Origin of the sequence: Brevibacterium antiquum (assembly GCF_016107655.1) — a bacterium.
Taxonomy (GTDB): domain Bacteria; phylum Actinomycetota; class Actinomycetes; order Actinomycetales; family Brevibacteriaceae; genus Brevibacterium; species Brevibacterium antiquum.
Window position 1 is genome coordinate 28,492 of the sequence record NZ_JABASX010000009.1, and the last position, 25,836, is coordinate 54,327.

Consider the following 25,836-nt stretch of genomic DNA (forward strand, 5'->3'; position numbering starts at 1 on the left):
CCCGCCGTCAGCCTGAAGAGGGCGTGACGTCCTCGTTGGCATATTTTCTGAAGGCACTGGTGAAGGCCCAATAGTGGAACCCCTTCAGTGGCGCGGCCAGGAGGACCTGCCACCATGCGTAATTGCCGTTGCCCCACCCGAGGAGATGCATTCCGAAGTGGACTAGGGGAACGAGGATGGTCACGATGACAGCCTCTTTCAGACTGCCTCGGTCCTTCAACACCCATTCCTTCATAGGCCTGTCACGTTTGGCCCCATTGAGGACATTCGGAGCCGATCCGGCGCAAACGATGCTCTATCGACTGTGCTTACTAACGCGGCAATACGGTTGATGCCGGGCCGTGGAGGGATGACGAACAACTCAGGTGGCTGGCGCGTTGCTGCTCAGTCGTTTGTCATCAGAATTCGGCAGGCCAGTGAACCGCCAGATAAGGCCGCCGACCACAGCACCGATGATTCCCGGCACGATCCAGCCGAACCCGGCTGCTGCCAGTGGGATCGCTTGCTGAACATTAACGAGATTAGGCGGCAAACTCCACGCAAATTCCTCGCTGAGGAAAGCCGCTGCATCGTAGAGACCTAGGAGGGATGCTCCGATAAGTGCACCCTTCCACACGCCATCGTTCGGTATGGCTTTCCGAGCCAGTCCAAGGATCACGGTGATGATCATCGCCGGGTAGAAGAACAGCAGGAACGGCGTGGTGAAGGTGATGATGTAGGACACTCCGCCCATCGCCTGCACGATGAAGATCACGGTGATGATGAGGATCGTCCAGAAGTACGTGATCTTCCCACGCGACAGCTCCTCGGTGAATTCGCCAATAACCGTGGCCATGCCGATCGCCGTGGTCAGGGTGGCGAACAGTACGGCGACTGCGAGTGCGGCTGTCGCCGGCGGCCCACCGAGCTCGGCGACCACCGAATTGAGCAGAACCGTCGCGTCAGTGTCCGCGCTGAAACTGGCAGACCCTTGGGCACCGAGGTACTCCAGGCCACCGTAGATGACCATGAGACCGATGAAGGCGATGGCCGCGGCTCCGATGAGCGGCAGGGTCCGCTGCTTCTGTGTGGAGTATCCACGACCTGCCAAAGCGGCGATGAAAATGGCTCCGGTGATCAGTCCGGTAGCGACATCACCCGTCTGGTAGGAGGTCGTGAACGCCGTGTAGAACGGATCGTCAACTCCTCCGGTGGGAGTTCCAATCGGATTGACGAGAGCGAGCACCACGACGATGAGGAGCAGAATCAGCAGAGCAGGAGTGAGATATTTTCCGATCCGGTCGACGACCTTGCTCTTCTTGATCGAAAACGCGAGCACGATGAGAAAGAAGCCGATGATGGCGACTGGTTTGAGAATCGCCTGGTCGACATCGGGCAGAAGGACCCGGACTCCGGCCTCATATCCCGTGGCTCCGGTGCGAGGAACGATCGCTGCCACCGAACCGGTGTAGAGCAGCGTCGCCATGAACACCGGATGGAACCAGCGTGCGTATGGTCGGAAGAGACGTTCTGGGGAACCTGCATTGGCGACGGCGACGATCGCCAGGATCGGCAGGCCGACGCCTGCAATGGCCAGCGCCACCATGGCGATCGGCCACTTGTCACCGGCCAGAAGACCGATCTGGGGCGGGAAGATAAGATTTCCGGCCCCGAAGAAGATCGCGAACATAGCGAAACCGACCACGAGGACATCTTTGTTGATGAGGGCATGTCGCATGAGAGTCTGTTCTCTTTTCATTCGTGAACACCGGTCGAGGCGGTCGAGCACCGCTCGTATGGTCGGTACCCGGCCCCCGGTTCATGGTCAGGCCTCGTAGCGCTTGGTCCCTGCCAGCCACGTCTGGCTGACCTGCACGGCATCGAGTTGTTCGATAGGCAGGGTGAAGAGATCGCGATCGAGAACCACGAAGCTGGCCTCGAACCCTGGCCGAATCCGTCCCAGGCCCTCGAGACAGGTGACCTCGGCAGCCCGGGCCGTGTACAGGAGCATCGCCTGGGCCACCGAGATTGCTTGGTTCTGGCCGATGTCCGAACCGTCGTGGGAGCGTCGTTCCACGGCGGCTCGGATTGAGGTGAAGACGTTGTCGGCATCGGCCCATGCTGTGGCCGGCGAATCCGAAGCCAGGGCCGTATGTGGGACGCGCTCGTAGAACGAACGAATCGGGTAGGCGTTGTCGAACTGGGTGTCGGATAGGTTGTTGGCGTAGGCCTCATATTCTGCGAAGAAGAAGATCGTGTGGCTGATGACCCCGAAGCTCATCCGCGCCCGCAGGAGGTTATCGATCATCTCCGGTGTGAACAGTGAGGCGTGGTCGAGGCGGATGGAGGGGACATCCCCCATCCATGGCTCGTCTTCCCCGAACAGGGTCAGCACCTGGTTGAGGGCTCGATCGCCCATGGCGTGGAATGCCACCTGGACGCCGTTCCTCCGGGCCCAGGCGACGGCAGATCGCATGTCGTCGTCGGTGGCGACTCGTCCCCCGTGGGAGCACGTTCCGGGATAGGGGTCCTCGTTCCATGCGTTCCGGTCGGAGAAGGCCCCGTCCATGAACAGCTTGACGCCGCCGATCTTGATCCGTCCGGCGCGGTCGTCGTCACTGAGGTCCGGAACTATGCCGGCCTCGGCCGAATCGACAAGGGCGTCCCAGCCGGGATAAATCACGGCCTGCGGGGAGAATCCTTGTTCCCCTGCTCGCCGAAATGTTGGGAGGGGATCGTCGATGAACGAGGCGTAGAGGTCGTTGACCCCCACGAGACCGTGGGAGAGAAAGTGCTCGTCGAGGCCGGCAAGCTGTTCGGCGGATCTGTCGCCGTTGCTTGGGCGCTGCTTCTCGACGAGGTTCATCGCCGAGGTTTCGACCAGGACGCCGGTGGGAGCACCGTTGTCATCGCGCTCGATCCGCCCGCCTTCGGGGTCGGGGGTCGCAGCGGTGATCTCTGCCAGCTCGAGGGCGAAGCTGTTGACGACCATGGTGTGACCGTCGCAGCGGCGGGCGACCACCGGCTGATTCGCAGCGACCCGGTCGAGATCCTGTGCGCTGGGTTTGCGCCCATCGGAGAACTTCGACTCATCAAAGCCGTGGGCCATCACCCAAGCCTCCGAACCGGCGCCGAGTGAGGGATGGCTGCGCAGGACGTCGAGCATCTTGTCCAGCGATGTGACTCTCGGCGGGAAGATCTCTAGCGAGTCCGTCAGAGAGGCCATGAATGCGGGATGGGTGTGGATATCGAGCATTCCGGGAACGACCGTGCGACCCTGGAGGTCGACTACCTCGGCGTCGGAGGGGATGCTGTTGATTTCGCTGTCCTCGAGCACGCGGGAGAATCGTCCTTCGCAGACGCCGAACCCCGAGACGAAGTGTTTCTCGGATTCGCCTGTGAAGATCTTTCCGTTGACGAAGTAGCTCTCGCCGGTCTGCGCGGCGGTGTCTGGAGCAGCCATGTGGGGCTGTGTCCTGTCATTCATACCGGCACACCAGCGCCGATGAGTCCGAAGAGATTCTTTGGATCGTCGGGATCGGCGATGAGGTCGATGTCCTCCCGGAACTCGGTATCGCGCGTCGCAGCTTCCGCGTAGCGCAGCGCGGTGAAGTCGGCGATTGCGAAGCCCACCGAGTCGAAGAGGGTGATCTCTTCCGCCGAGCTGCGCCCAGGCGCCTCGCCGGTGAGGACCTGCCAGAACTCGGTGACAGGGAAGTCCTTGTCCTGGAGTTGGATCTCTCCTTCGATCCGAGTCTGCTCGGGATATTCGACGAACACCGAGCTGCGGCCCAGGATCGTAGGATCGAGCTCCGTCTTTCCGGGGCAGTCGCCACCGACCGCGTTGATGTGGACTCCGGGTGCGACGTTCTCATCGGCGACTGCGACACGGTGGGCTTTGTCCGCGATGCATGTCGTGATGATGTCCGCACCGGTAACGGCATCGGCTGCTGAATCGGCGGCGGTGATGCGGAACCCGAGCGGTTCGAGGTTGCGGGTGAGTTTGGCGACGGCGGCGGGGTCGGTGTCAAAGACACGCAGCTCCTCGATGCCCAGCCCGGCGCGGAACCCGAGTGCCTGGAATTCGGATTGGCTGCCCGCTCCGATGAGTGCCATGATCCTCGATTCCGGGCGTGCCAGCTTCCGGGCGACGAGGGCCGAGGTCGCGGCCGTTCTCAACGCGGTCAGCAGTGTCATCTCTGCCACGAATCGGGGGTAGCCGTTGTGCACATCGGCGAGGACTCCGAAGGCCGTGACGGTCTGGAAACCGCGTGCCGGGTTTGACGGGTGTCCGTTGACGTATTTGAAGGAATAGCTGTCGAGATCACTCGTCGGCATAAGTTCGATGACACCGAAGGGCGTGTGGCTGGCGACCCGGGGTGACTTGTCGAATTCCGGCCACCTGCGGAAGTCCTGGTCGAGAAAGTCGATCATTCCGCTAAGGGTGGCTTCGATGCCGATGCTGGACACCCAACGGGCCATAGATTTTACTCCGAGAAAGCTGGTCATCTGCTGTGTTCCCCTTTTCATTGTGTTCTTCTTGTGGTGATCTCGCCCCAGGTATCCCGAACGTTTTCGGACCTTCTAGGTTCTGTCTGTGGGCTCTGGTTATGTGTGTCGCTAGTGTGCCGAGACCTTCAGTCTGTGAGGTCCTTGCCGCGGGTTTCGGTGAGGCGGAAGGCGACGAATGTCGAGATCACCAGGAGCACAGTGACGTAGACGTTGAATGGCACCTGCCCGAACTCCTCGTTCAGCCATGCTTGCAGGTACGGCGCTGTTCCGCCGAAGAGCGCAATGGCCACCGAGTAGGGCACTGCAACACCGATGGTGCGCACTCGAGTCGGGAACATCTCTGCGAACACGGCCGGCGTGTTCGCGAGGACTGCGCCCATGATCACGAGGATGATCGTTGCCGGAATGAACAGGGACCAGAAGTTTGAACCCAGCATGTACTGAAGTGGAGTGAAGAGGAGGATGGGTACTCCGGTGCCGATGATCATGGCCGGGCGGCGACCGAAGCGGTCGGAGAAGCGGCCCCAGAACGGCAGAGAGATGATGAGCACGACATTCGACAACACGCTTGCCAGCAGTGCCGTTCCCTGTGGCATCCCGTGGATGAGGACTGCCTGCTGCACAGCGGAGACGCTCCACACGTAATAGCAGACGGTTCCGCCGACACTGAGCCCGATCACTCGTGCGGCAGAGGCCCAGTTCTTCCTGATCTCGGGCCACATCCGCGGCTTGTCCTCAACAGAGTCGAAGGCTTCGGTTTCGCTCAGGCGAGCCCTTGCAAACAGTGTGCATACTCCTATCAGGGCACCGAGAGCGAAGGGAATGCGCCAGCCCCAGACAGCCATGCTCTCCGCGGGTAGAAGTGCGTCGAGGATAACGCCCATGAGGAGGCCGATGACGATGCCGCTTGTTCCGGAGACATAGATAAGCGAGGACCAGAGGCCTCTGCGCTTAGCGGGCGCAGCCTCGGCGATGTAGGTCTGGGCCGTGGGCATCTCACCGCCGTGGGCAAGGCCCTGCATGAGTCGCGCGAAGAGAAGGATGAATGCCGCCCACAGGCCGACTGCGGAATAGGTCGGCACGAGGGCGACGAGGAGACTGCCTGCCGAGGCCAGTCCCACTGTCGAGATCATCGAGACTCGTCGTCCCAGATGGTCGGCCATCCAGCCGAACACCCAACCGCCGACCGGTCGAGCGACGAAGCCGACGGCGAAAACCGCCATGGCCCCCAGCAGAGCTGCCACCTTGTCATCGGGATTGAACACCTGGGTAGCGAAGTAGATGGCGAAAGCGGAGTAGATCCCCCAGTCGAACCATTCGAGAGCGTTGCCCATTCCCGTGGCAATGAGAGTCTGGCGAGTAGATCTGGCAGAGATACTCGATTGTTCGACTCGACGCTGAGTCATTTTGGTCATTGTTCAAACCTTTCGTTCACTGTATTCGCAAGCAGGAGGCGTGATCACACCTCCTGCAGTGGTCGCCAACGCCTGCAGTGTTGCCGGCGCCTCTTTATCTCACTGAGTCTCGGCGAGCATCTGCAGTCGAGATATTGCCAATTGGGCATACAGTGCGGCACCGTCAGGGAGGACTGAGTCCTCGAATACTGCCCGGGGTGAGTGGTTGAATTCGCTCGTGGACCCGTTCGGTGAGGCATCGAGGTTGATGAAGCTTCCGGGCACCTCTGCCAGAACATCAGCGAAGTCCTCCGACCCACCCAAGGGCTGGGTCAACGATGCATATCGCTCACCACCAAAGAGTTCGGCAACCTGATGAGCTGCGAATTCGGTGTGTTCATCGTCGTTGGCAAGGACTCTGCCTCCGACCCTGTAGTCGATAGACACATCGACTCCATGCGCGGCAGCGACGCCTTCGAGCACGCGGGGGATGAAATGTTGAAGCAGATCACGCGATCGTGCTGAGTACATTCGGAGACTGGCTCCGAACTCTGCGGCGTCGGGGATGACGTTGACGGCTTCTCCGGAGTGAACGCTGCCTACTGAGATGATGACCGGATCATGAGCGTCGAAGCGTCGAGTGACCATCGTCTGTAAAGACATAATCATTTCTGCCATGGCCGGAATAGGATCGGCGGCGGTGTGCGGCTGGGACCCGTGCCCCCCGCGACCGTTGATCGTGACAAAGAGTGCATCAGCTGCTGACATCATGACCCCCGGCAGAGAGCTGAACTGTCCTCGCTTCCCACCGGCGGAAAATACGTGCATCCCGAAGGCAGAATCGGCGCGGCGACCGGCCAGATCCAGGATCCCCTCCTCGATCATCTTCGGGGCGCCAGCGAGGAGTTCTTCCCCGGGTTGGAACATGAAGACCACGTCGCCGCCGAGCTTATGTCTGCGTTCGGAGAGTATACGAGCTGCACCGGCGAGCATTGCCGTATGCAGGTCATGTCCGCAGGCATGCATCCGCCCCTCTACTTGAGAAGAGAAATCGACACCGGTGGCCTCTTGCAGAGGCAGCGCGTCCATGTCAGCTCGCAGCAACACCACAGGATTTGACTCGCAGTTGTTGCCATCTCCACGGAGGACTGCACCAATGGAGGTGAGGTCCTCACCGAGAGTGATCTCGAGTGGCAGATCCTCGAGTTCTTTGAGCACTGTCTCTTGAGTGTGTGGGAGCTCGAGTCCGAGTTCAGGGTGTTTGTGGAGTCGATGACGCAGCTCAGCCATGGTGCCTGATAGCTCCTGCGCATCGCCGATGAGATTATCCACTCGGCCAGTCCTTTCACGAGGCATCATTGGTTCGTTGTGCGGTAGCTGGTACACAAGTCTAATTTTTAGGTACCTCTGGTAGATAAAAGCGAAAGAAAAAATCATTAAATGTATAATCCAGGTTCTTTTCCGTCAGAATGAAAGTACACATGGTGTTCTGATCGGAGGTTCCGTTCAGCAGGCATTTCGAAGGAGCATGACATGCGCCCAGTCCTCTCAGAGCAATACCTTGAGTTGGTCAATGCCCTTCAGATCGCGCCCCGCGCGTCTTGGATACGCCTGGCCGACATCCTCGGCAGCAAACCGGTGACTTTGTCTCGCCGGTGGGAAGAACTGCGAGCTCGCGGTCAGGCATGGGTAACGGCGATGACCTCAGGGGCTGTGAGGAACTCGGCGATCGCTTTCGTAGAAGTCGACTGTGCGATGAGTCAGCAGGAGAAGTTAGGGCGTAAATTCGTCAGCACCCCAGCGATCGCTTCGGTAGAGCGTCTCACTCAGGGTCCCAACTTCGGGCTCACTGTCGTCGCCGATAGTCTGGAAGCGATGACGATGGGCCCGCTGGATTCGTTTGCCGAATCCCCGGGGATCAACAGTGTCCAGACCTCGGCATGCATAGCCATGCACCACGGAGCTCATAGGTGGCGACTCGAGCACCTCGATAAGGGCCAGATCGAGGCTCTGAAGACGATTAACACAGAGATGACCGAAACCGACCCATCGATTACGCTCGATCCCGCGGCTAGCCAGATCGTACGCATGCTCCAGCTTGATGGTCGCTGCAGCGCGGCGGACATCGCCCGTGAACTTAATCTATCTCCTGCAACTGCACGCAGACGCCTCGACAAGGTGCTCCACAGTGAGGTGATAGCCCTACGTACGGAGATCGCTCAGTCTCAGTCGGGATGGCCAGTGAATGTGCAGTGGTTTGCACGTCTGCCGGCAAGTGAGCATTCTACTGCGGCTGCTCGCCTGGCTGAGCTCAATCCACGCATGATTGCCTCGTGCACTGGACAATCGAACATCCTCATCACGTTTTGGCTACGGTCCCTGCATGATGTTCTCACCGTGGAGCAGAGGATCGAAAAGGCGGTGCCTGCGATCAATATCGATCACAGTGCTGTACTTATCAATGGACTGAAACGTCAGGGGTGGGTACTTAACTCTGATGGCACCACAACCGGTGAGTTCATAGCGGATACCGGTCAATGATCGACTAAATGATTGCGCCTAGAACTCAATATTGAGGTCGACTTTCTGCTCGTGAATGTATCCATGCCGGTGGATATTTAGATGAAGACATGGCCTAATGCGATGGTTCAGGTGATGAATAGTCGACCTCGGGCGAGCCTTCCAATGTTGCTGAACAGTGCCTATTGCAGAGCTACGGAGCTCATCCTGGCAATACATATTCAGGGCAACGGAATTCTAGCGGAGCGAATTCAGGCGGCAGATTGTTGCGCGCGGACATGTGCTAATAACGGCCGGTGGATACGTGTGTGCCTCGATAGCAGGTCAGATATTCGCGATGCTTGCAGTTACCAGTCCGAGTGGTGCCTGGAGTAGTTCCAGTGCTGCGGGTGATTCATTCCACGAGACTGAGGTCGGAATGAGTGTGGCGGCACTGCCGCCACTGCATGTCGGTATGCCGTTACGGTATGGATAGACGATTGAAAAAGTATTTGAAGTAATGTTTCGACTGAACCTAACGTGGGATAGAACACATCGACGTGTGTGGATTCCAGTCCATTTCCAAGCGTCGTGAATTTCGCGATGGAGGGCAGCAACAGTGAAGATCGACAGCTTCTGGCACGGTAACTTTTGGACGGGAAACCCGCAGAAACCGCAAGCACGAACCCTTGCAGTTCACCGTGGACGAATCGTCGCCGTCGACGACGTCGACGGTCTGAGGCCCAGTGACGAATACGACCTCGGCGAAGATATCGTCATTCCCGGACTCCATGATGCCCATCACCATACGACAGCTGTCGGGGAACAGCTGGCAATGATCGACCTCAGATACCCGAACGTGACAACTCTCGACGGCCTTTACCAGGCAATTCGTGAACGTGCCTCAAAGTTGCCGGTCGATGCTTGGGTCAAGGCTGGAGGCTACGATCAAAACCGCCTTGGGGGCCATCCCACTGCTGAGGGGCTTGATCAGGCGGGGGGCGGCAGACCAATACTAGTCGAACACGTGTCGCACCACATGGTCGCAGCCAGCACTCGAGCCTTTGAGATCGCCGGCTACCCTCGCCGTGAAAACTTCCCGGACATTGACGGTGGGCGGGTGATTCGCGACGAACACGGACTGCCAGCAGGTCTGCTGCAGGAAAATGCCGGAGGACCGATTCGCCTCGCGGCAGCAAAGGTGAGCAAGGAAGAAAGTCTGGAACATCTTCGCCTCGCTTCCGAGCAGTCGGTAGCCTACGGTCTGACGAGCCTCACCGAACCCGGAATCGTCATCGGGGGTGCCTTGGGCATCAACGCTCCTATTCTCGATGCCTACCAGACGGCGGTGGAGTCAGGCGTTCTCAAGCCTCGCATGACCATCATGCCCTTCCACCACGTCCTGCATGAGCTCGATCTCAACAGTGAAGGGCTGCAGACGCTGGACATGGGTGTGCGTACCGGGTTCGGCGACGACAGACTTCGCCTGGGCCCGGTGAAGATCATCTCCGATGGGTCCCTCATCGGCCGCTCCGCTGCGGTCCACGACTGCTTCTGCGCAGAACCGGACAACCGTGGGGTGATGGTTGTCGACCCGGCTGACCTCTCGGCTCTTGTTCCGGCATATGATCGCGCGGGCTGGAGTGTAGCCATCCACGCCATCGGCGATCGCGCCATCGACCATAGCCTCGATGCGATCGAGAGAGCTCGCCGTGACAACGCTTCTACGCGTCGGCATCGAATCGAACATTTCGCCATCGCCACTCAGGAACAGGTCGACCGGGCAGCTCGTCTTGAGGTGGTCCCGGTGCCGCAGGGAGTCTTCATCTCCGAGTTCGGAGATGGCATTCTGGAGTCTCTGGGGAACCAGCGCGCAGCTGGGACATACCGGATGCGATCACTGCTCGATGCGGGCATCACAGTTCCGGGCTCGACCGATGCTCCGGTCTCCGACGCCAACCCATTCGTCTGCCTGCGTGATCTGGTCATCCGCAAGACCTCCTCGGGCTCGGATTTCGGTCCGCAGGAACGCGTGGCTGTCTCCGAAGCTGTCAGCGCCTACACTCATGGGTCGGCCTATGCTGTCGGTCAAGAGAGCGAATGCGGCACTCTCGAACTAGGCAAGCTGGCCGATTTCGTCCGGCTCAGCGACGACATCTTCCAGGTCGAATCTGAGCGCATCGGCGACATCGAAGCGACCGCCACTGTCATCGGCGGATCCCTTGCGTTCAATACCGATGACGTCACTACCCGCAGATCTACTGTCACCAAAGGACAATGATGTTCACAAGCTCCGAAAATTCCCTGTTGGCAATCATCCTGCTCGTCTATTTCATCTTCCTCATCGTCTTCGCCTACCTCGTCAACAGGGGAGTGAAAACCTATGAGGACTACAGTGTCGCCGGTCGCACCGTCGGCACGTTCCCGATGATCCTCACCCTTGTCGGCACCGCTATCGGCGGGTCCATTCTTCTGGGATACATCACCAACGGCTACACCTTGGGGATGGGCCAGATCTGGCTCGGCCTCGTTGCCGTCGTCCCCTCAATCCTCATCGTCGTCTTCCTGGCTAAACCCATCCGCAGGCTGGGCACCCGCTACAACATGATCACGCTCGGGGACTTCTCCGCACTCGTCTACGGTGAGAAGGCAAGAGTTCCTACCGCACTGAGTATGCTGTTCGCCTACTGTGCGATCACCGGCATGCAGTTCGTCGCGATTGCCTCCGTGCTCACGTTGACGACCGGGATCGACCTGACTCTGGGGATCACGATCAGCTGGGTGATGCTGACAATCAAAACGGTTCTCGGCGGACTGAAATCGGTCGTGTTCCAAGATGCGTTCCACGGCACGATTCAAACAGTCGGCATCTTCGTGCTCTTCGTCGTCGTCATCATCGTCTCGGGCGGATGGGACACGATCGAAGCCAACGCAGACAACCTCGATGCCCAAGCTGCTCTGAACTTCATGAACATCCCACCGAGTCAACTGGCGGTGCTGTTCCTGACCATCGGTGCCTATCAGTTCGTCCGTCAGGACCTGTGGCAGCGTATTTGGGCTTCCCGCACACTCAAGGTTCTCCAGACCAGCTTCTGGGTCGCCATCGTCCTCCAGACTCTCCTCGGCACGGCCGTGGTGGTCCTCGGTGTCATGGCGAAGTTCGGTCTCAATATCGACAGCGCGGATCCGACGCTGATCTACTACGAAATCGTCGGCGAGGTCTTCCCCTTCTCCCTTGTCGTCGTCATGCTCATCGCGTTGCTGGCCACCGTCATCTCAACAGCGGACTCCTTCTTCCTCGCCGGCAGCTCCTCGATCGTCAACGACATCATCCGACCACGGCTGAAGTCGCCGACTTCGACCACCCTTCTGCGGTGGAGCAAGATATCTGTTCTGATCACTTCGGTCATCGCCTATCTGATGGCCCTCTACATCCCCGAACTGATCGTCCTGTGGATTGTGGGAACTGCAATGCTCGTCTCCGGGCTGTTGGCACCGGTGATCATCGGCATGTTCTGGAAGGGCGTCAGCCGTCGTGCCGGAGTCGCGGCCATGTGGTCGGGCCTTGTCATCGCCGTCGCCTGGCAGATCTTGGGCCAACCCTGGGGATGGCATCCTGTCTTCGTCGGCTTGCCGATCTCTATCCTCGTTCTCGTCCTCGGATCCCTGTTCCTTCGGGACCCGACCCCATTGCCCCAGTCATGGTATCGCCACTCCCGTACGCTCGACGAAGAGGCCCCTGCAGAGGAGGAAATCCATGAGTGAGCAGACTGTGCCGCAGGCTCCTGCCGAAATGATCATCCACTCAGCCCAGGTCGTGTCCACTCGATCTGTCGAAGGTTCGGCCATCGACATCGAAAGGTGCGAAGCGTTTGCAGTCCGCGGCGGCAAGATCGTCGCGTTGGGCACGAACGCGGAGATCCTTGCGCTGCAGGGTGCTGAGACTGAGCTGGTCGATGCCAAGAACAGAACGGTGCTGCCTGGCTTCATCGAAAGTCATGTCCATCTCACTCAATTCGGAACGAACCTCCTTGAGGTCGACTGTCGACCCAGTTCCACTCCTTCGGTGTCCGCGCTGGTCAAGGCGGTCACAGACGAAGCGAAGAAGACGCCGGCGGGGGAGTGGGTCCTCGGCTGGGGGTGGGACGAAAGCCGAATGGACAGTGGAGTGGCCCCAACGCGTTGGGACCTCGACGCTGCTGCTCCTGACCATCCTGTCTTCATCCGCCGTACCTGTGCCCATATGGCTGTGCTCAACACCCGGGCACTTGAACTTTCAGGCATTGACTCTGAGACTGTCGTTCCCAGCGGTGGAAGACTGGTCCGCGATGAGGATGGGAGTCTCACTGGCCTCGTTCAGGAAAGCGCACTCAACCTCGTCGACCTGCCGCAGAAGACGCCCGCGCAGCTTGCACGGGGAATCGAACTGGCTCAGCAGCAGTTCTTCGCCCGCGGCATCACAACCATCCACGATATGGCCACGCAGGAAACTGACCTCGAAGCTTTGACAGCTCTCAGGGGGACCGGGTCTCTGCTGATTCGCGTACGTCCCTGGCTGTGGGCCCTCGACGGCAACGGATTCACCGGGATGCTCGATACAGCCGTGGAGCGCGGGTATGTTGCCGGTACCGGTGACGACCTCGTGCGGATTCAGGGAATGAAGTTCATGCTCGACGGCAGCATCGGCGGCAGAACAGCGGCAGTCGAAGAACCGTATGAGGGCTCGAATGAAACCGGTATCCTCATCCGCACTGCCGAGGAGGCGCTCCCTTTCGTCGCCTCAGCCCTGACTCACGGATTGCGGACTGCGATTCATGGGATCGGTGATCGCGCGGTGGCCACCGCAACCGAGGTGTACCGACAAGTGGCAGCAGCTCTGCCGGAGGCAGCCGGCATGCGCAATCGCATCGAACACTGTGCCCTGCCCTCATCCGAGGATCTGGCGACAATGCGATCTCTGGGAATCATCGCGGCCTCGTCAGTCGGGTTCCTCCGAGAACTCGGCGACAGCTATCTGGCCAACTTGGGACCTGAACGAATGGCTCGAGTGTACCCGCAACGAGACTTCGCCGACCACGACATCATCGCGCCGCCGAACTCAGATTGCCCCGTCACGGATGCCAACCCCTGGCCCATCATCGACGCTGCAGTGCATCGTCGATCGCTCAGCAACCGAACCCTTGACACAGTGCAAAACATCTCGGTTCAACAGGCCCTCGACGGCTACACCAGACAGGCGGCGATGGCCTCCTTCGAAGAAGGAATCATAGGATCATTGTGCCCGGGTGCGCTGGCTGACTTCATCATCGTCGATACCGATCCCACGGCTGCGGACATTGACCTGCGAACCATTCGCACCGACGAAACCTTCGTTGGCGGCGTCAGAGTCCACAGTGTGTAGCCGGTGACGTGATGAGACGATGAACATCACCCGTCTGCGATACTTCCTCAGTGTCGTCGAAACTGGAACAATCACGCACGCGGCCGCCCAGATGCACATCGCCCAACCGGCGATGAGTCGACAGATCAAGACCCTCGAGCGTGAACTCAAGCTCAAACTGTTCATCATCGAAGGCAACAGGCTTGTTCTCACTTCCGCCGGCAGACAGTTCGCGACCCTGGCCCGTGAGCTCCTCGCCAAGGTCGAGAGCACCAAACAAGCTGCAGCTGCCTTGCGGACCGGCCGAGTCGACGTGCTGACCATCGGTACGACGGTGTCATCAGCGCGCGGATTCCTCGCTGATTTCATTGCCTCCACCACGCCTGAAGATCCTGCTCTCGTCGTTCACACGGCCGAACATTACGCTCTCGAGCAGATGCTCGATCGAGGTGCTGACCTCATCATATCGCCTGTCCCACCGACACGCGCCCTACGCAGCATCGCCATCGCTGCCATGCAGATCAGAGCTTGCTTCCCCCAGCACCACCCGGCTGTACGTCCGGGTATGACTGAAATCGACATAGCTGATCTGTGTCGCTTCGACCTTGTCGTCCCTTCTGCCTCGAGCGTGAGCCGACGACAATTCGATGCTGCGGTGGTCGCACACGACCTGCGTCCCGGAATCACCGCCGAATGTGATGACGGCGCCTCCCTGCTCGGACTTGCCGCCAGCGGCCATGGAATCGGGATCAGCACCGAACCCGCTCCGACAGGCATGCATTCGTTGCCGATCACCGCCAACGGGAGGTCTCTGTCGATCACTCTCTTTTCCGCTTGGCGCCCCGAGCACTTCGCCAGCGAGACCATCACTGCACTCGTCCGCAGAGCTCAAGAATTCATCAACACGCGATATCCCCAACTCATGGCCAACGTCATGCCGGAAGGGCATACGAGCTGTCAATAAGAGGCATTGGATTTCCGTGGTCGCTGCCAAGACGATGGAAAGAACTCATTAGGTCAACGCTCAGGAGCAGACTTGTCAGAAGTAACCGCCGGCCATGCTGTTGTTCGTACTCTCGCAGCCCACGGCATCAACACCGTTTTCTCGGTCCCGGGAGAGAGCTTCCTCGAAGTTCTCGACGGCCTCTGCGACTCATCGATCAATAACGTCGTCTGCCGCCACGAAGGTGGTGCCAGCTATGCTGCAGAGGCGACCGGAAAGCTCGGCACTCTACCTGGAATCGCCATGGTGACACGCGGGCCAGGTGCCGCAAATGCGATGGTCGGCATCCATGCGGCCTACCAAGATGCCACGGCGATGATCCTGTTCATCGGCCTGATTCCGATAGCAGACAGAGGCAGAGAGTCGTTCCAGGAATTCGACATCCAGGCTTGGTTCGGATCGACGACCAAAGCAGTATTCGTCCTCGAGGAAGCAAAACAGGCTTCAGCAATTGTTGCGAAAGCAATCAGCATCTCTCAGTCAGGTCGTCCCGGTCCTGTTGTCGTCGGACTTCCAGAAGACGTTCTCAGAGACCCTGCTGGTGAATCGATCTCTCCTCCCATACCAGCAGCGCTGGACTCACTCGCCGACGACGTCATCACTGAGCTCAGTGCACGACTGAACGATGCAGAGCGTCCGCTGTTCGTTCTCGGTGGCAGCTCCTGGACTCAGATGGGCTGTCAAGAACTAAGGTCTTGGCTGGAAATGCACAATATTCCAGCTGCGGTCGAATGGCGTGGTGAAGGCCTCATCGATTCCGACTCGTCGAGCTATGTCGGGTCGCTTGGCTATGGGCGGTCGGATTCAGTGGCCCGAGCGCTCGATCAGGCCGACCTTGTCGTCGTCGTCGGCACAGTGCTCGGCGACGTCAACACCGACGGCTACACCCTGCGTCAGGACCCTGCGCAGACGACGGTTGTCATCAATGCCGATCGTGAACTCCTCGGCCATGGGGCCGCTGTGAGCGCGCACGTTCCCCTGAACCCATCCACCTTCGTCGAGTGCCTGGATCGCTTGAACGTCACGCTTTCGAACGCAAGGTCATCGTGGTTTATGAGTCTGCGCCAGGCCTATCTGGACGACGCGGTGAGAACTCCACCTCCATCACGTGTCGGACGAGTCTCAATGACGCGCGCAATGACTGCACTGTCGACCGAGCTCAACGACAATGCGGGGGTCAAAAAGATTGCACTCGCTTTGGGTGCGGGCAATCATACGGCCTGGGCAGCACCCTTCTTTGACACTCATCACTATGGATCACTGCTGTCGGTGCGCAACGGGTCAATGGGATACTCGATACCTGCCGCCCTTGCCGTCGGGCTAGCTGACCCCGAATGTCAGGCCGTGGCGATCTGTGGCGATGGGGAGTTCATGATGAATGCGAATGAACTCGCCACTGTAGCCCAACAGGGGTTGAGTCCGCTAATTATTGTTATGGACAACGGGCAGTTCGGTACGATTCGTTCCCATCAAGAGCAGTGGCACCCTGGGCGTGTGTCTGGCACACAGATTGTCAATCCGCGCTTCACTCGGTACGTCGAGGCTGTCAATGGCCTCGGATTTGAAGTCAACGACGACGACCAACTGTCCGAGGTCATTCCAGTTGCTGTCGACTATGTGGCCCGAAATAGGGGCCCGGTTCTCATTCATCTAATCGTGGATTCTGATGTGCTTTTGCCCTGAATTTCTTAGGCGTTTGTACTCCGCTGACGAGTGGCCCGTGAGGTGTCAAGATCATGGGCCACTTGCGCGACAGGCCTGCGGTGCGCGAGAGCTTCGATCGCCCGGCACAGGAATTGTCCGCTGATTGACCCCCAGCGTTGCCAGCACTCGGGATACACATAGGTGCGGCCCCGGATTGCCAAAGTCAATGCGTTCGGCCTGCCAGGTGGATGCATGAGTTTGCGCATTCTAATGGGCCGGACGAGTCCGTGTTGCTCTCAGGCCGTGCAGGAACGATCCTCGTCAGTGATCGTGCGCAGATGGTGAGATACCTGCCGGTGTGGCGTTGGCTGATGGCGTTGAGCCAAGGCAGAGGTAGATAAAGCTGTGCGACAGAGACCTGAAGTCGTGATGGAGTCGTGAGTTCCTGCACCACGATCCAGGGACCCTGAATCTTTTTGTCGCCATAGCTATCAGCAGGGTCCCACCACTCCATTTCTTCAAAAATCTGCCTACGTCTACCTCCGGGCATTGCATACAATCACTGGCTCTCGGCGATGATCATGATCGTCTCTTCCATGGCGCCACCGTTGGCCTTCCATCTGTGTTCTCAGTGCTCCCGCGAGTCCCGGGAAACACATTGTCGCCCTAACCGTACGGAAGGCGATCAGACTCAACAATTTTGCGTGCACGCAAAGTGAGTCTCGTCGGACCATTGAGATCACAGCGGACCAGTTGTTATTCTCCTCTGTATGGAATCACAGTCGTACTACCATAAGGGTGATCCCACCCTTGGGTCCTCTGCAGTCGCTCAGTCCGGTCCCGCTCCCCGCCCTCCGCCCAAAAGCGGGCACGACAGCCGCGAGTCCGGAAAATTTCGGCTCCACGGCCTCGACGCCCTGCGTGGTGGTGCCCTACTGCTCGGCATCCTGCTCCACGCACTCATGTCCTTCCACACCGGCGGCGGCTGGCTCATCGCGGATGCGCGCAGCACGGCTTACGCAGACACAGCCGTCTACGTCATTCACCTGTTTCGCATGACCCTCTTCATGCTCCTGGCCGGATACTTCGGGAATCTGGTCCTGCGCCGCCGAGGTACTCGATCCTATGTACGGGATCGGCTCGTCCGAATCCTCACACCCATTTTCGCGTTCTGGCCGCTGGCAGTGATTCTGCCGATGGCAACCCTCGTCCCCCTCGATGCGGCCCGCCGCAATTTGCCCGACCCCAGTGCATCTGCCGATGACGTCGGTCTGCTGCTGATCTTCAGTCCCTCGTTCCTGTGGTTCCTGTTGACTCTGATGCAGTGCGTCGTGATCATCGTGGCGGTGCGTGCGATTCTGATCCGCGTGTTCGGTGCCGAAGCTCTTGCACGGGCCGGTGCCACGGCCGGACGGTGGCTGGCCTCACCTGCAGGCATGCCAATCGCGGCCCTCTCCTACCTGGTCGGGCTGCTCATTCAGGGCAAAAGCCTCAGCGGGATCAGAGAACCGCTCACCGTGGTTCCGGAGCTGTCCTCGCTGATCCCCTACCTCGGCGCCTTTGTCGTGGGATGGATGCTCTTCGCCCACCGCGACGCCCTCGTCCAACTGGGGAATCGGTGGCTCGTCCATCTGGTCGCTGCGGTGCTGCTCACCATCGCCGCTGCTCCCGATCTGCCGAGCCACCGCCCCACGATCGTTGCCGCAGCGCTGACCGCACTGGCCGGTTGGGCTTGGACCTACGCACTTCTCGGGCTATGCACACGCTTCCTCACCCGGGAACGGCCAGCGATGCGCTATCTCGCGGATGCCTCCTATTGGATGTATCTGATCCATATGCCGATTCTGCTCGCCTGCGAAGTCCTGGTCGCCGGATCGCCTTTACCCATCATCGTCAAGTTGTTGTTCACGCTCACGGTCACCTTTGCCATTCTGCTCGTCAGCTATCACTTCCTGGTGAGGTCGACATGGCTGGGGAAGTGGCTCAACGGCCGCCGCCACCCGTTTCGGTGGAATCCTCTCGCTTCAACTGCCTCGAGTTCGCTGGCGGCCCGTCGATGATCGCGAGGCGCTGGCGCCTGGCTCCCCTGATCGGCGGTCTCATCGTTCTTCTCATCGTGGGCGCGCCGACAGTCGCTTTGGCTGAAGAACAGCCGCAGACTCCCGCGGACCTAAGTGACGTCGGGACCATCATCGACGAAATGGTCCCCAGGCAACTCGAGGACGGAGACATCCCCGGGGCCGTCGTCACAGTCGTCGCAGACGGCAAGACAGTGCATTCCCAGGGATACGGAGATGCCGAGCCGAAGACCGGTGAACCGATGGATGCACAGTCCACCGGAATCTACACGGGTTCGGAGGCCAAACTCCTCACAGCCACCGCAGCTCTCCAACTGGTCGAAAAAGGGAAACTCGACCTCGATACCGACATCAATGCCTATCTGGACTCGGTTGATATCCCGAATACCTTCCCCGGCCAGCCGATCACTCTCCGCGATCTGCTGACCTACACCTCGGGGTTCGACTACGACGTTTACGGGTGGTCACAGTGGAGTGAGGACGAGCTGCCGACTCTCGAGGAGTTCGCGGGTCTGGCGATGCCCCCGCGGGTCCGCCCGCCCGGAGAGCTGATTGCCTACAACAACTTCGATTTCGTCCTGGCCGGTCGTCTGGTCGAGATTGCCTCCGGACAGGAGTACTCCGATTACATCAAGGAGGACGTACTCACTCCCGCAGGCATGTCGGACACCACCGTCGGCCAACCCCATCCCGACAGTGCTGTCGCTTCGCTGACTCCCGGATATCGACCGTCCGGGGGCGGTCAGGAGCAGACCGGCGCGCAGCTCAGTCCCGCATCTCCTGCCGGGCCGGACGTCATCACCACCGGAGCCGACATGGGGCGTTTCATGACGGCGATGCTGAGTGAGGACTCACCGCTGGGAACCGATGTGCCCACGACGATGCAACAGCAGCAGTTCACCGTTGATCCGCGCATGCCGGGAATGGGGTTCGCCTTTGAGCATCGACCGATGAACGGCCAGAAGGTGGTGACGAAGGACGGTGACCAGCCGGGCACACACCACAACTTGGCGCTGCTGCCGGAACACGACATCGGAATCCACGTCGCATATAACGGCGACGGCACCAACCAGGCAGCGTTCTGGGGTGGCAAGGAGCTCGTCAGGTCGATTATCGACCAGCAGTTCCCCAGCGAGGAAAATACCGCCGAGGCGAGCGCTAAGGAGCCTGCATCGAGTGCCGACGCATCCGTCTTCGATGGCATATACCGGCCCGCCCGCGCTTCCAAGACCACATTCACGAAAGTCGGCACCCTGACCAGTCCGATCACGGTCGAGACCGACTCGCCCGGGAAGCTCACCACCGTCGGACTATCGGAGAATCCTGATGTTTCCGAGCAGACATGGGTGCAGACCTCCTCGGCGCAATTCAGATCATCCGACGGTGAGGCGACTCTCGCATTCACCGACTCCGGCGATATGGTGACGAGTCAGATACCCAACGACTCGTTCTCTCCCGTCCCCTGGTACGCATCACCGTTCCTCCACCTCATCATGATGGGCATAGCTGGCTTGGTGCTGCTCGCGGCCTTCGTGTTCCTGCCGGTACGCGCAATTGTCGGCCGAGCCGGATCGCGAGAGGAACCTGGAACCGTGGGCGCCCGAACCGCGAACCTGCTCGCGTGGGCCGCAGGGTTGTGCTTCACCGCATTCGGGGTCGGCTTCGCCCTCGTGAGTTCCGATGCCAATCGCCTGACAGAGCTCCCGTTCACAGGGAGCCCCACTCTGTCGATCGCCCTGAATACGATGTCGGTCATGGGTGCAATCACCGTGGCCATGGTGGTGTTCACAGTTCTTGCGTGGATCCACCGGTGGTGGGGGATCTGGGGACGGTTGATCTATTCCCTGGTCGCAATCTCGGCGATCGTCATCGTCGCCATCGCTGTGTACTACCGACTCATCGGCGTTCCGCTGACGATCACGGTCTGATCGATGCCACTGCTTTCTCAGCCGAACCAACACTGAAGTCTCACGAGGAGAGAATCGGCATGACTCGAAACACCACCGCGCCGCGACCACCCCGATCGCTGCGACTGCTGCTGGTCGGGGTCGCGGCGAGCATTGTCCTTCTGGTCGCTCTGCCGGTCGCCATGCTGGCTGATTTGGACGGCCTCCGGACAGCCATCAGAAACGACACGGATGCTGAGATCAGTCCCAAATGGTTGGAGTGGGCACTGATCGCGTCCCTGATCTATACCGTGGTCCTTCATTTGGTCGATGTCGTACTGTTGATCTGGCTGACACCCAGGGTCCTGCGGGGGCGACAGTGGGCCAGGATCACCCTCACCGCCTATCTGGTGATCGCCACCTATTTCAGTCTGTACTCGGCGTCGAAGGGCGGAATGTTCCTGTGGGCCGTGATTCCGACCGACATCCTGCATGTGATCATGATCGGCCTGCTCTGGATCCCGCCGTCCACGCGGCGTTTCTTCACCGCCCGCCAATCAGGCTTTCAGCGGTCACCGAGCCGCTGAGGGATCAGGATTCTCCTGCAGGAAACGAGTTACTCTCGCAGCGAGTTCTTCAGTAGCATCCCCATTGACCGCATGGGAAGCATCCGCGAAGACTTCCACCTCACCTCGGCGCAGCACTCGGCGCGCGGTCGCAGCGGCCACGTAGGAGTCGTGCATACCCGACCGTCCTCCCAGCACGACCAACATCGGACGGTCCACACTCTGCAACTGCTCTTCGGTGAAACGCTGGGGGTAGGGCAGCTTCAAGGAATATGTCTGCAGACCCGCCTCGATCACCCGGGCCACGGGCACGTCCTCGACGTCGGCACCACCCGCAGTCCAACTCGTGAATTGCTCTCGCCAACGTTTCGGCAACCAGCGGATCGTCGCAGGAATCGAGCGGACCATCACCTCGGCGCTGATTCCGGCGAACGTGAAGACCGGCTCGAGGAGAACGACCGAGGAGATCTTCTTCGGGAAATGGATCGCCAGATTGCAGGCGACCCAGCCACCGAACGAGAGTCCGAGCACGTGCACCTCGGGTTCGGGCAGCTGTTCGAGCACTTCGTGCAGCCATGTGGCCTGGTCGACCGACGTCTCCATCGGCCGGTCCTGGACGCTCATTCCTGGTTCTCCCAGCAGATCGAGGACGTAGACCGAACGGACAGCCAACAACCATGGAAGGTCACCGGCCCACATCGGACTGGCCGCCGCACGACCTGGAAGCAGGAGGACCGGTGTCGCATTGTCATCGGCCCCCCGGTACTTGTAGACCCTCACGACGCCGAATTCTGTGCGTATGTCGAAGGTCTGCGGATCGGCTGGCATCTCCTCCATTGCTCGGGAGTAGGCATCCATGTAGCGGCCTTTGGCCGCGCCCGAGGTGAAGTGACCGATGCGCGGGCGCCTTCGCAAGAACGCCCCGGTCGCCATTCCCGCGACGAACACGGCTCCCGCGATAGCCAGTCCGGTCGGGATCAGAATCGGCCTTCGAATCGCAGTTCCCTCAATCGGTTCCACCATCTGAGCTCTCCCCGTGGGCATCCAGCAATCAGAAACTTGATAGTACAATTGTACTTTTATAATCTGAACTCTACCCGCGCGCGTCGTCGTGGCTCAAGTCCCGAGCCTTCCGGCCGTCGACCACTATGAGGAGTCTGATCATGCCCAAGCTCATCGACCACGGGGAAAGACGTGAAGAGATCGCATCTGCCGCCTGGCGCGTCATCCTTCGCGACGGGGTCGGCGCAGCATCGGTGCGCTCAGTAGCCGCCGAAGCCGGTCTGTCGCCTGGTTCCCTGCGCCACGTATTCGCTTCCCAGTCACAGCTTTTGGCCTTCGCGATGAAGCTGGTCATCGACCGAGCAGATGCCCGCGTCGAGGCCCTGACTCTGCGGGGCACGGGTCTCCAATCGGCCGAAGATATCGTCGTCGAGCTGCTGCCGATAGACGAAGAACGAGTGATCGAAATGGAGGTCTATCTCGCCCTGTTCGCGGCATCCGGTTCAGATCCCATGCTGCGGGATGCCCGCCACGACGTCTTCACCCGCGTCCGCAATGGTTGCCGCAGAATTATCTACCTCATCGATCATGGCCAAAACCCGAAACCTGAAGCAGAGATCCAAGGAGAAGTGACTGCCCTCCACGCTCTTCTCGATGGTCTAGCCGCTCACCTGGTATGGCAACCCACCGAGATGGATGCGGACCAGGCTCGAGGTATCATCGTCAGCCATCTTCGAGAATTGGCTTCACGTCGCAAGAATGACTGATCCTCAGCCCTCATCGCGCTGCCCCCACTCTTGCGAACCTCCGCCGATTCGGGGGCGGTTTGACGCTTGGAGTCTCTCGGGAAGCAGCAGATTCAGGAGGGCGTGACGTCCTCGTTGGCGAAGCGCCTGAATCCGCTCAAGAAGAGCCAGTAGAAGAATCCCACCACTGGCGCCACGAGCAACGCCTGCCACCACGAGAACATGTGATTGCCCCAGCCAATGAGGTCCATTCCGATATAGACGCAGGGAAAGAGCATGGCCACAATGGCAGCCTCTTTCAGACTGCGCCGATCAGTGAGCAACGAGTCCTTCATAGACCATCCACCCTACTGCTAGAGCAGTTTCTCGCAACTGGGCTTGACGCTATATGGCACGCACCCCTCACTGCCAGCTGCATCAGCAACCGTTGCAGCGGGTGGATTTGAGGCTGGCGGTGCAGGGTGGAGTCGGCGGTGCACGGCGGAGTCAGTGGTAGGAGCTGGGATTACTGGGAGGTGATGCTCGATTCCACAGACCCCTGTACATCTAACTGCCGGTGGTGATCGAGTCATCGACGATGCCGCGGGCGCGACGTTCTTCCAGGCGAGCGCGCTGCGGATCGACGACGTGGCGTGGGTCCTTCGTAGATTCGATGCCAGCCTCGAGGACCCCGAAACGGGTGTACGCCGAGGCGGCTGCCAATGCCGCACCGCTGACGACGGAGAGTGCCCGCAATGCAGCCCGAGTCTTCCAACCCCGCTTCTCAGCGCCAGAGCCTGAGCGACCCGCACCGAAAGTCAGCGACCGCGAGCCGACACCAGCGCTGGTCCCGCGACCCAGCTTCTTTGCGAACACCCGTGCCCCCACCTCGACGGCGGCCGCACCGGCGGCACCGGCGATGAGCAACTGTTCGGACCGGTGGAGTTTGCGGCCCGGTTCGCCGGCTTCCAGCGGATCCACCTCGGCGGGGTGCATGCCCTTCTTCATCTGACTCATCGCGACGACCTCGCCGGCGGTACCCGCCAGTGCAAGCAGACGAGCGGGCCCGGTCTCGCGCACGGGAGCCAGCGCCATCGCAGTGCCTCCGGCAGCCATTGCGGCCGAGGACACGAACACGTAGGACAGACCATTACGGCCGGCGGCGTTCCAGGTGGGGACCGCGGTATCACCGAGGAGTGCCCCGGTGTAGGCGGCCAAAGGTGTGGCGAAGAGGGCGGATTCGAGCGCGGCCGGGGTCTCCATTGCGTGCAGCAGCCCGCGTAGGGGGCCAAGCGGCAGTCGCATTCCGGTCAGCCGATCGACCTCGATGGCGGTCAGCACGCCCGAGCCGACGCCGAACGCGGACAGGATCCAGGTGCCCAGGCTCATCGGTGAGCTGACCTTGAACACGCGCATCATGTTGAGGAAGCGTTCGGGCCGGCCGAGGTCGGCCACGAGTGCGCCTCCCCCGACGGCCGTCGCGGTGATCGCTGTCAGCCGTGTCGCAATCCGGAGCCCCGGACGGTCGCTGAACTGTGCGCCGAGCCCCAAGAGGCTCGAGCCTCCGGCAAGTCCGCCGAGGAAGAGGTAGAGCGAGATCTCGTCGCCCCACGGTGGGGCTTTGACGATCGGCCTGCCGTAGTAGGAGGAGAATTCGACGTCCTCGACCATCGGCATCTCACGATTGCCGTCTGACCCACGATTCTTCCACCCCTGGCCACCCGGACCACCACGTCCGCCGCCGTCACGACCGCCCGGACCACCACGTCCGCCGCCGTCACGACCGCCCGGGCCGCCAGGACGACCGCCTCGGCGCCGTTTCTTCCGTCCGCCTTCCGGCTCAGGTGGGCGGTAGGAGTCGTATTCGGATGTGCTCATGGACGGCGGCTCCCGAGGAACGCGAGTCCGGCGGCAGCGACCATGCCCAGCGCCGCCATGCCAGCAGTGGCATACATCTGCGGCAGATCCTTCGTCGGCACCCTCGGGTCCGGCGGCAGGCCATAGACCTCGGGTTCGTCGAGGATGAGGAACACGGAGCCTATGCCGCCGACGCCATCGTTCGGGTTGGCCCCGTAGAGACGCGCCTCGGTCATGCCCTTTGCGTGGAGGTCGGCGACCCGAGTGTGGGCCTTGTCGACCATGTCGTCATGATCGCCGAATTTGATCGATTCCGTCGGACAGGTCTGCGCGCACGCCGGTTCCTGTCCTTCGAGGAGACGGTCGTAACAGAGCGTGCATTTGTTGGCCGTGTTCTTATCCGGCACATCCATGTCCGAGGCACTGCGATCACGGTCGGTGGGAGTGTTGATCGTGCCGTCATCACGACGTTCGATGACGCCGAAGGGGCAGCCGGCCACACAGGTTCCGCAGCCGTTGCAGACGTCGTTCTGCACGACGACGGTGTCGAATTCCGTGCGGAACAGCGCGCCGGTGGGGCAGACGTCGAGGCAGCCCGCGTGGGTGCAGTGCTTGCACACGTCCGAAGACATCAGCCAGCGGAAGTCCGCGGTGTCCGGGGGCGTCGTGTCGAGCTTGGCGATGTCCTCCGGGTCGCTGGGGTCCAAGGCGCCGGGGGCCAGCAGGTCGATGCCCATCGGCGGTGTCGACGGCAGACCGCCACCCGAGGCGCCGGCCCCGTTGGACCCGGACTCTGCGGCACCGAGGGCTCCGTCCAAAGGCTGATCACCCGCGGACTCGTTCGAACGGGGACGGATCGTCGGCATGCCGAGGTTGACGAGCTTGCGTCCGGATTCGCGGGCGGCTTCGATCCGCTCCGAGTCCTGTTCGATGAAGGCGACGTGTCGCCACGTGTTGGCGCCGAGGCTGCCCGTGTTGTCGTAGGAGGAGCCGAGGAGTTCGAACGTCCCGTCCTGCGGATTGTTGTTCCACTCCTTGCAGGCGACCTCGCAGGCCTTGCAGCCTATGCAGATCGACGTATCGGTGAAGAACCCTTTGCGCTCGTGCGCGGAACCATGCCAGTGCCCGTCAGCAACAGCGTCATCCTCGACAGTCGTCGACATCAGTCCTCCTCGTCGTTTCCTCTATTGTCCACCGTATCGTCGCCGGTGGGCTCGCCCTCAGATGTATGCGTCCCCTCGCCGAGGTTGCCCGTCTCGACGCTGTCCGCATCCGAACCGACATATCCCTGGTCCGGATCACCGTCCGTCG

General features: G+C 60.5%; 20 protein-coding genes. 10 read left to right on the forward strand and 10 right to left on the reverse strand.

Annotated features, from left to right (window positions below; translation table 11 throughout):
• Positions 1 to 7: 7 nt before the first annotated feature.
• The 6 genes from JFC13_RS15040 to JFC13_RS15065 form a co-directional block, all read right to left on the reverse strand.
• Positions 8 to 223 carry a hypothetical protein gene (locus JFC13_RS15040; protein ID WP_332839430.1) on the reverse strand — a complete coding sequence of 72 codons (216 nt, stop codon included), beginning with the start codon at positions 221 to 223 and terminating at the stop codon, positions 8 to 10.
• Between the two features lie 138 nt (positions 224 to 361).
• On the reverse strand, positions 362 to 1,738 hold the full coding sequence (locus tag JFC13_RS15045) for a branched-chain amino acid transport system II carrier protein (protein WP_198397889.1): 1,377 nt from the start codon (positions 1,736 to 1,738) through the stop codon (positions 362 to 364).
• Positions 1,739 to 1,804: 66 nt separating this feature from the next.
• Positions 1,805 to 3,442, reverse strand: a complete 1,638-nt coding sequence (locus tag JFC13_RS15050; protein WP_198397890.1) for an amidohydrolase — start codon at positions 3,440 to 3,442, stop codon at positions 1,805 to 1,807.
• Positions 3,443 to 3,462: 20 nt separating this feature from the next.
• Positions 3,463 to 4,488: an ornithine cyclodeaminase gene (locus JFC13_RS15055; protein WP_198397891.1), complete on the reverse strand. Its 1,026-nt coding sequence runs from the start codon at positions 4,486 to 4,488 to the stop codon at positions 3,463 to 3,465.
• A 128-nt stretch (positions 4,489 to 4,616) separates the two neighbouring features.
• Complete coding sequence (locus JFC13_RS15060; protein WP_232488664.1) at positions 4,617 to 5,906, reverse strand: MFS transporter; 1,290 nt, start codon at positions 5,904 to 5,906, stop codon at positions 4,617 to 4,619.
• 99 nt (positions 5,907 to 6,005) lie between these two features.
• Positions 6,006 to 7,217 carry a M20 metallopeptidase family protein gene (locus JFC13_RS15065; protein ID WP_332839431.1) on the reverse strand — a complete coding sequence of 404 codons (1,212 nt, stop codon included), beginning with the start codon at positions 7,215 to 7,217 and terminating at the stop codon, positions 6,006 to 6,008.
• Positions 7,218 to 7,418: 201 nt separating this feature from the next.
• Here JFC13_RS15065 and JFC13_RS15070 point away from each other — a divergent pair, with 201 nt between their 5' ends.
• The 9 genes from JFC13_RS15070 to JFC13_RS15110 all read left to right on the forward strand — a co-directional run bounded on the left by JFC13_RS15070 (position 7,419) and on the right by JFC13_RS15110 (position 20,962).
• A complete protein-coding gene (locus JFC13_RS15070; protein ID WP_198397892.1) occupies positions 7,419 to 8,426 on the forward strand; it encodes an Lrp/AsnC family transcriptional regulator in 1,008 nt (335 codons plus the stop codon).
• Between the two features lie 577 nt (positions 8,427 to 9,003).
• Complete coding sequence (locus tag JFC13_RS15075; RefSeq protein ID WP_198397893.1) at positions 9,004 to 10,665, forward strand: amidohydrolase; 1,662 nt, start codon at positions 9,004 to 9,006, stop codon at positions 10,663 to 10,665.
• Positions 10,662 to 12,149 carry a sodium:solute symporter family protein gene (locus tag JFC13_RS15080; RefSeq protein WP_198397894.1) on the forward strand — a complete coding sequence of 496 codons (1,488 nt, stop codon included), beginning with the start codon at positions 10,662 to 10,664 and terminating at the stop codon, positions 12,147 to 12,149. Before JFC13_RS15075 ends, JFC13_RS15080 begins: the two co-directional genes overlap by 4 nt.
• Positions 12,142 to 13,785, forward strand: a complete 1,644-nt coding sequence (locus tag JFC13_RS15085) for an amidohydrolase (RefSeq protein ID WP_198397895.1) — start codon at positions 12,142 to 12,144, stop codon at positions 13,783 to 13,785. Before JFC13_RS15080 ends, JFC13_RS15085 begins: the two co-directional genes overlap by 8 nt.
• A gap of 19 nt (positions 13,786 to 13,804) precedes the next feature.
• The gene (locus tag JFC13_RS15090) at positions 13,805 to 14,728 is read left to right on the forward strand and encodes a LysR family transcriptional regulator (RefSeq protein ID WP_198397896.1); all 924 of its coding nucleotides are present in this window, start codon (positions 13,805 to 13,807) and stop codon (positions 14,726 to 14,728) included.
• Positions 14,729 to 14,800: 72 nt separating this feature from the next.
• Positions 14,801 to 16,450 carry a thiamine pyrophosphate-dependent enzyme gene (locus JFC13_RS15095; protein ID WP_198397897.1) on the forward strand — a complete coding sequence of 550 codons (1,650 nt, stop codon included), beginning with the start codon at positions 14,801 to 14,803 and terminating at the stop codon, positions 16,448 to 16,450.
• Positions 16,451 to 17,181: 731 nt separating this feature from the next.
• A complete protein-coding gene (locus tag JFC13_RS15100) occupies positions 17,182 to 18,471 on the forward strand; it encodes an acyltransferase family protein (RefSeq protein WP_198397898.1) in 1,290 nt (429 codons plus the stop codon).
• The gene (locus tag JFC13_RS15105; protein ID WP_198397899.1) at positions 18,468 to 20,417 is read left to right on the forward strand and encodes a serine hydrolase domain-containing protein; all 1,950 of its coding nucleotides are present in this window, start codon (positions 18,468 to 18,470) and stop codon (positions 20,415 to 20,417) included. The genes JFC13_RS15100 and JFC13_RS15105 overlap by 4 nt, the downstream gene beginning before the upstream one ends.
• Positions 20,418 to 20,476: 59 nt before the next feature.
• Positions 20,477 to 20,962 (forward strand): hypothetical protein, encoded by a 486-nt coding sequence (locus tag JFC13_RS15110; RefSeq protein WP_198397900.1) that lies wholly within the window; start codon positions 20,477 to 20,479, stop codon positions 20,960 to 20,962.
• On the opposite strand, the gene JFC13_RS15115 is transcribed toward JFC13_RS15110, so the two are convergent.
• Positions 20,948 to 21,964: an alpha/beta fold hydrolase gene (locus JFC13_RS15115; RefSeq protein ID WP_198397901.1), complete on the reverse strand. Its 1,017-nt coding sequence runs from the start codon at positions 21,962 to 21,964 to the stop codon at positions 20,948 to 20,950. The two genes, JFC13_RS15110 and JFC13_RS15115, sit on opposite strands and share 15 nt — an antisense overlap.
• A 140-nt stretch (positions 21,965 to 22,104) precedes the next feature.
• On the opposite strand from JFC13_RS15115, the gene JFC13_RS15120 reads away from it, so the two are divergent.
• Positions 22,105 to 22,710 carry a TetR/AcrR family transcriptional regulator gene (locus tag JFC13_RS15120; RefSeq protein WP_198397902.1) on the forward strand — a complete coding sequence of 202 codons (606 nt, stop codon included), beginning with the start codon at positions 22,105 to 22,107 and terminating at the stop codon, positions 22,708 to 22,710.
• 92 nt (positions 22,711 to 22,802) lie between these two features.
• On the opposite strand, the gene JFC13_RS15125 is transcribed toward JFC13_RS15120, so the two are convergent.
• The 3 genes from JFC13_RS15125 to JFC13_RS15135 all read right to left on the reverse strand — a co-directional run bounded on the left by JFC13_RS15125 (position 22,803) and on the right by JFC13_RS15135 (position 25,688).
• On the reverse strand, positions 22,803 to 23,024 hold the full coding sequence (locus JFC13_RS15125; RefSeq protein ID WP_198397903.1) for a hypothetical protein: 222 nt from the start codon (positions 23,022 to 23,024) through the stop codon (positions 22,803 to 22,805).
• Positions 23,025 to 23,235: 211 nt separating this feature from the next.
• A complete protein-coding gene (gene nrfD, locus JFC13_RS15130) occupies positions 23,236 to 24,546 on the reverse strand; it encodes an NrfD/PsrC family molybdoenzyme membrane anchor subunit (protein ID WP_198397904.1) in 1,311 nt (436 codons plus the stop codon).
• The gene (locus tag JFC13_RS15135) at positions 24,543 to 25,688 is read right to left on the reverse strand and encodes a 4Fe-4S dicluster domain-containing protein (protein WP_198397905.1); all 1,146 of its coding nucleotides are present in this window, start codon (positions 25,686 to 25,688) and stop codon (positions 24,543 to 24,545) included. Before JFC13_RS15135 ends, nrfD begins: the two co-directional genes overlap by 4 nt.
• Positions 25,689 to 25,836: the final 148 nt, after the last annotated feature.

What these genes read in the sequence shown, in the direction of transcription:
- JFC13_RS15045 (WP_198397889.1), bottom strand. Translation starts at nt 1,738, where the DNA reads ATGAAAAGAGAACAGACTCTCATGCGACATGCCCTCATCAACAAAGAT.
- JFC13_RS15050 (WP_198397890.1), bottom strand. Translation starts at nt 3,442, where the DNA reads ATGGCTGCTCCAGACACCGCCGCGCAGACCGGCGAGAGCTACTTCGTC.
- JFC13_RS15055 (WP_198397891.1), bottom strand. Translation starts at nt 4,488, where the DNA reads ATGACCAGCTTTCTCGGAGTAAAATCTATGGCCCGTTGGGTGTCCAGC.
- JFC13_RS15060 (WP_232488664.1), bottom strand. Translation starts at nt 5,906, where the DNA reads ATGACCAAAATGACTCAGCGTCGAGTCGAACAATCGAGTATCTCTGCC.
- JFC13_RS15070 (WP_198397892.1), top strand. Translation starts at nt 7,419, where the DNA reads ATGCGCCCAGTCCTCTCAGAGCAATACCTTGAGTTGGTCAATGCCCTT.
- JFC13_RS15080 (WP_198397894.1), top strand. Translation starts at nt 10,662, where the DNA reads ATGATGTTCACAAGCTCCGAAAATTCCCTGTTGGCAATCATCCTGCTC.
- JFC13_RS15085 (WP_198397895.1), top strand. Translation starts at nt 12,142, where the DNA reads ATGAGTGAGCAGACTGTGCCGCAGGCTCCTGCCGAAATGATCATCCAC.
- JFC13_RS15090 (WP_198397896.1), top strand. Translation starts at nt 13,805, where the DNA reads ATGAACATCACCCGTCTGCGATACTTCCTCAGTGTCGTCGAAACTGGA.
- JFC13_RS15100 (WP_198397898.1), top strand. Translation starts at nt 17,182, where the DNA reads ATGGAATCACAGTCGTACTACCATAAGGGTGATCCCACCCTTGGGTCC.
- JFC13_RS15105 (WP_198397899.1), top strand. Translation starts at nt 18,468, where the DNA reads ATGATCGCGAGGCGCTGGCGCCTGGCTCCCCTGATCGGCGGTCTCATC.
- JFC13_RS15110 (WP_198397900.1), top strand. Translation starts at nt 20,477, where the DNA reads ATGACTCGAAACACCACCGCGCCGCGACCACCCCGATCGCTGCGACTG.
- JFC13_RS15115 (WP_198397901.1), bottom strand. Translation starts at nt 21,964, where the DNA reads ATGGTGGAACCGATTGAGGGAACTGCGATTCGAAGGCCGATTCTGATC.
- JFC13_RS15120 (WP_198397902.1), top strand. Translation starts at nt 22,105, where the DNA reads ATGCCCAAGCTCATCGACCACGGGGAAAGACGTGAAGAGATCGCATCT.
- JFC13_RS15125 (WP_198397903.1), bottom strand. Translation starts at nt 23,024, where the DNA reads ATGAAGGACTCGTTGCTCACTGATCGGCGCAGTCTGAAAGAGGCTGCC.
- nrfD (WP_198397904.1), bottom strand. Translation starts at nt 24,546, where the DNA reads ATGAGCACATCCGAATACGACTCCTACCGCCCACCTGAGCCGGAAGGC.
- JFC13_RS15135 (WP_198397905.1), bottom strand. Translation starts at nt 25,688, where the DNA reads ATGTCGACGACTGTCGAGGATGACGCTGTTGCTGACGGGCACTGGCAT.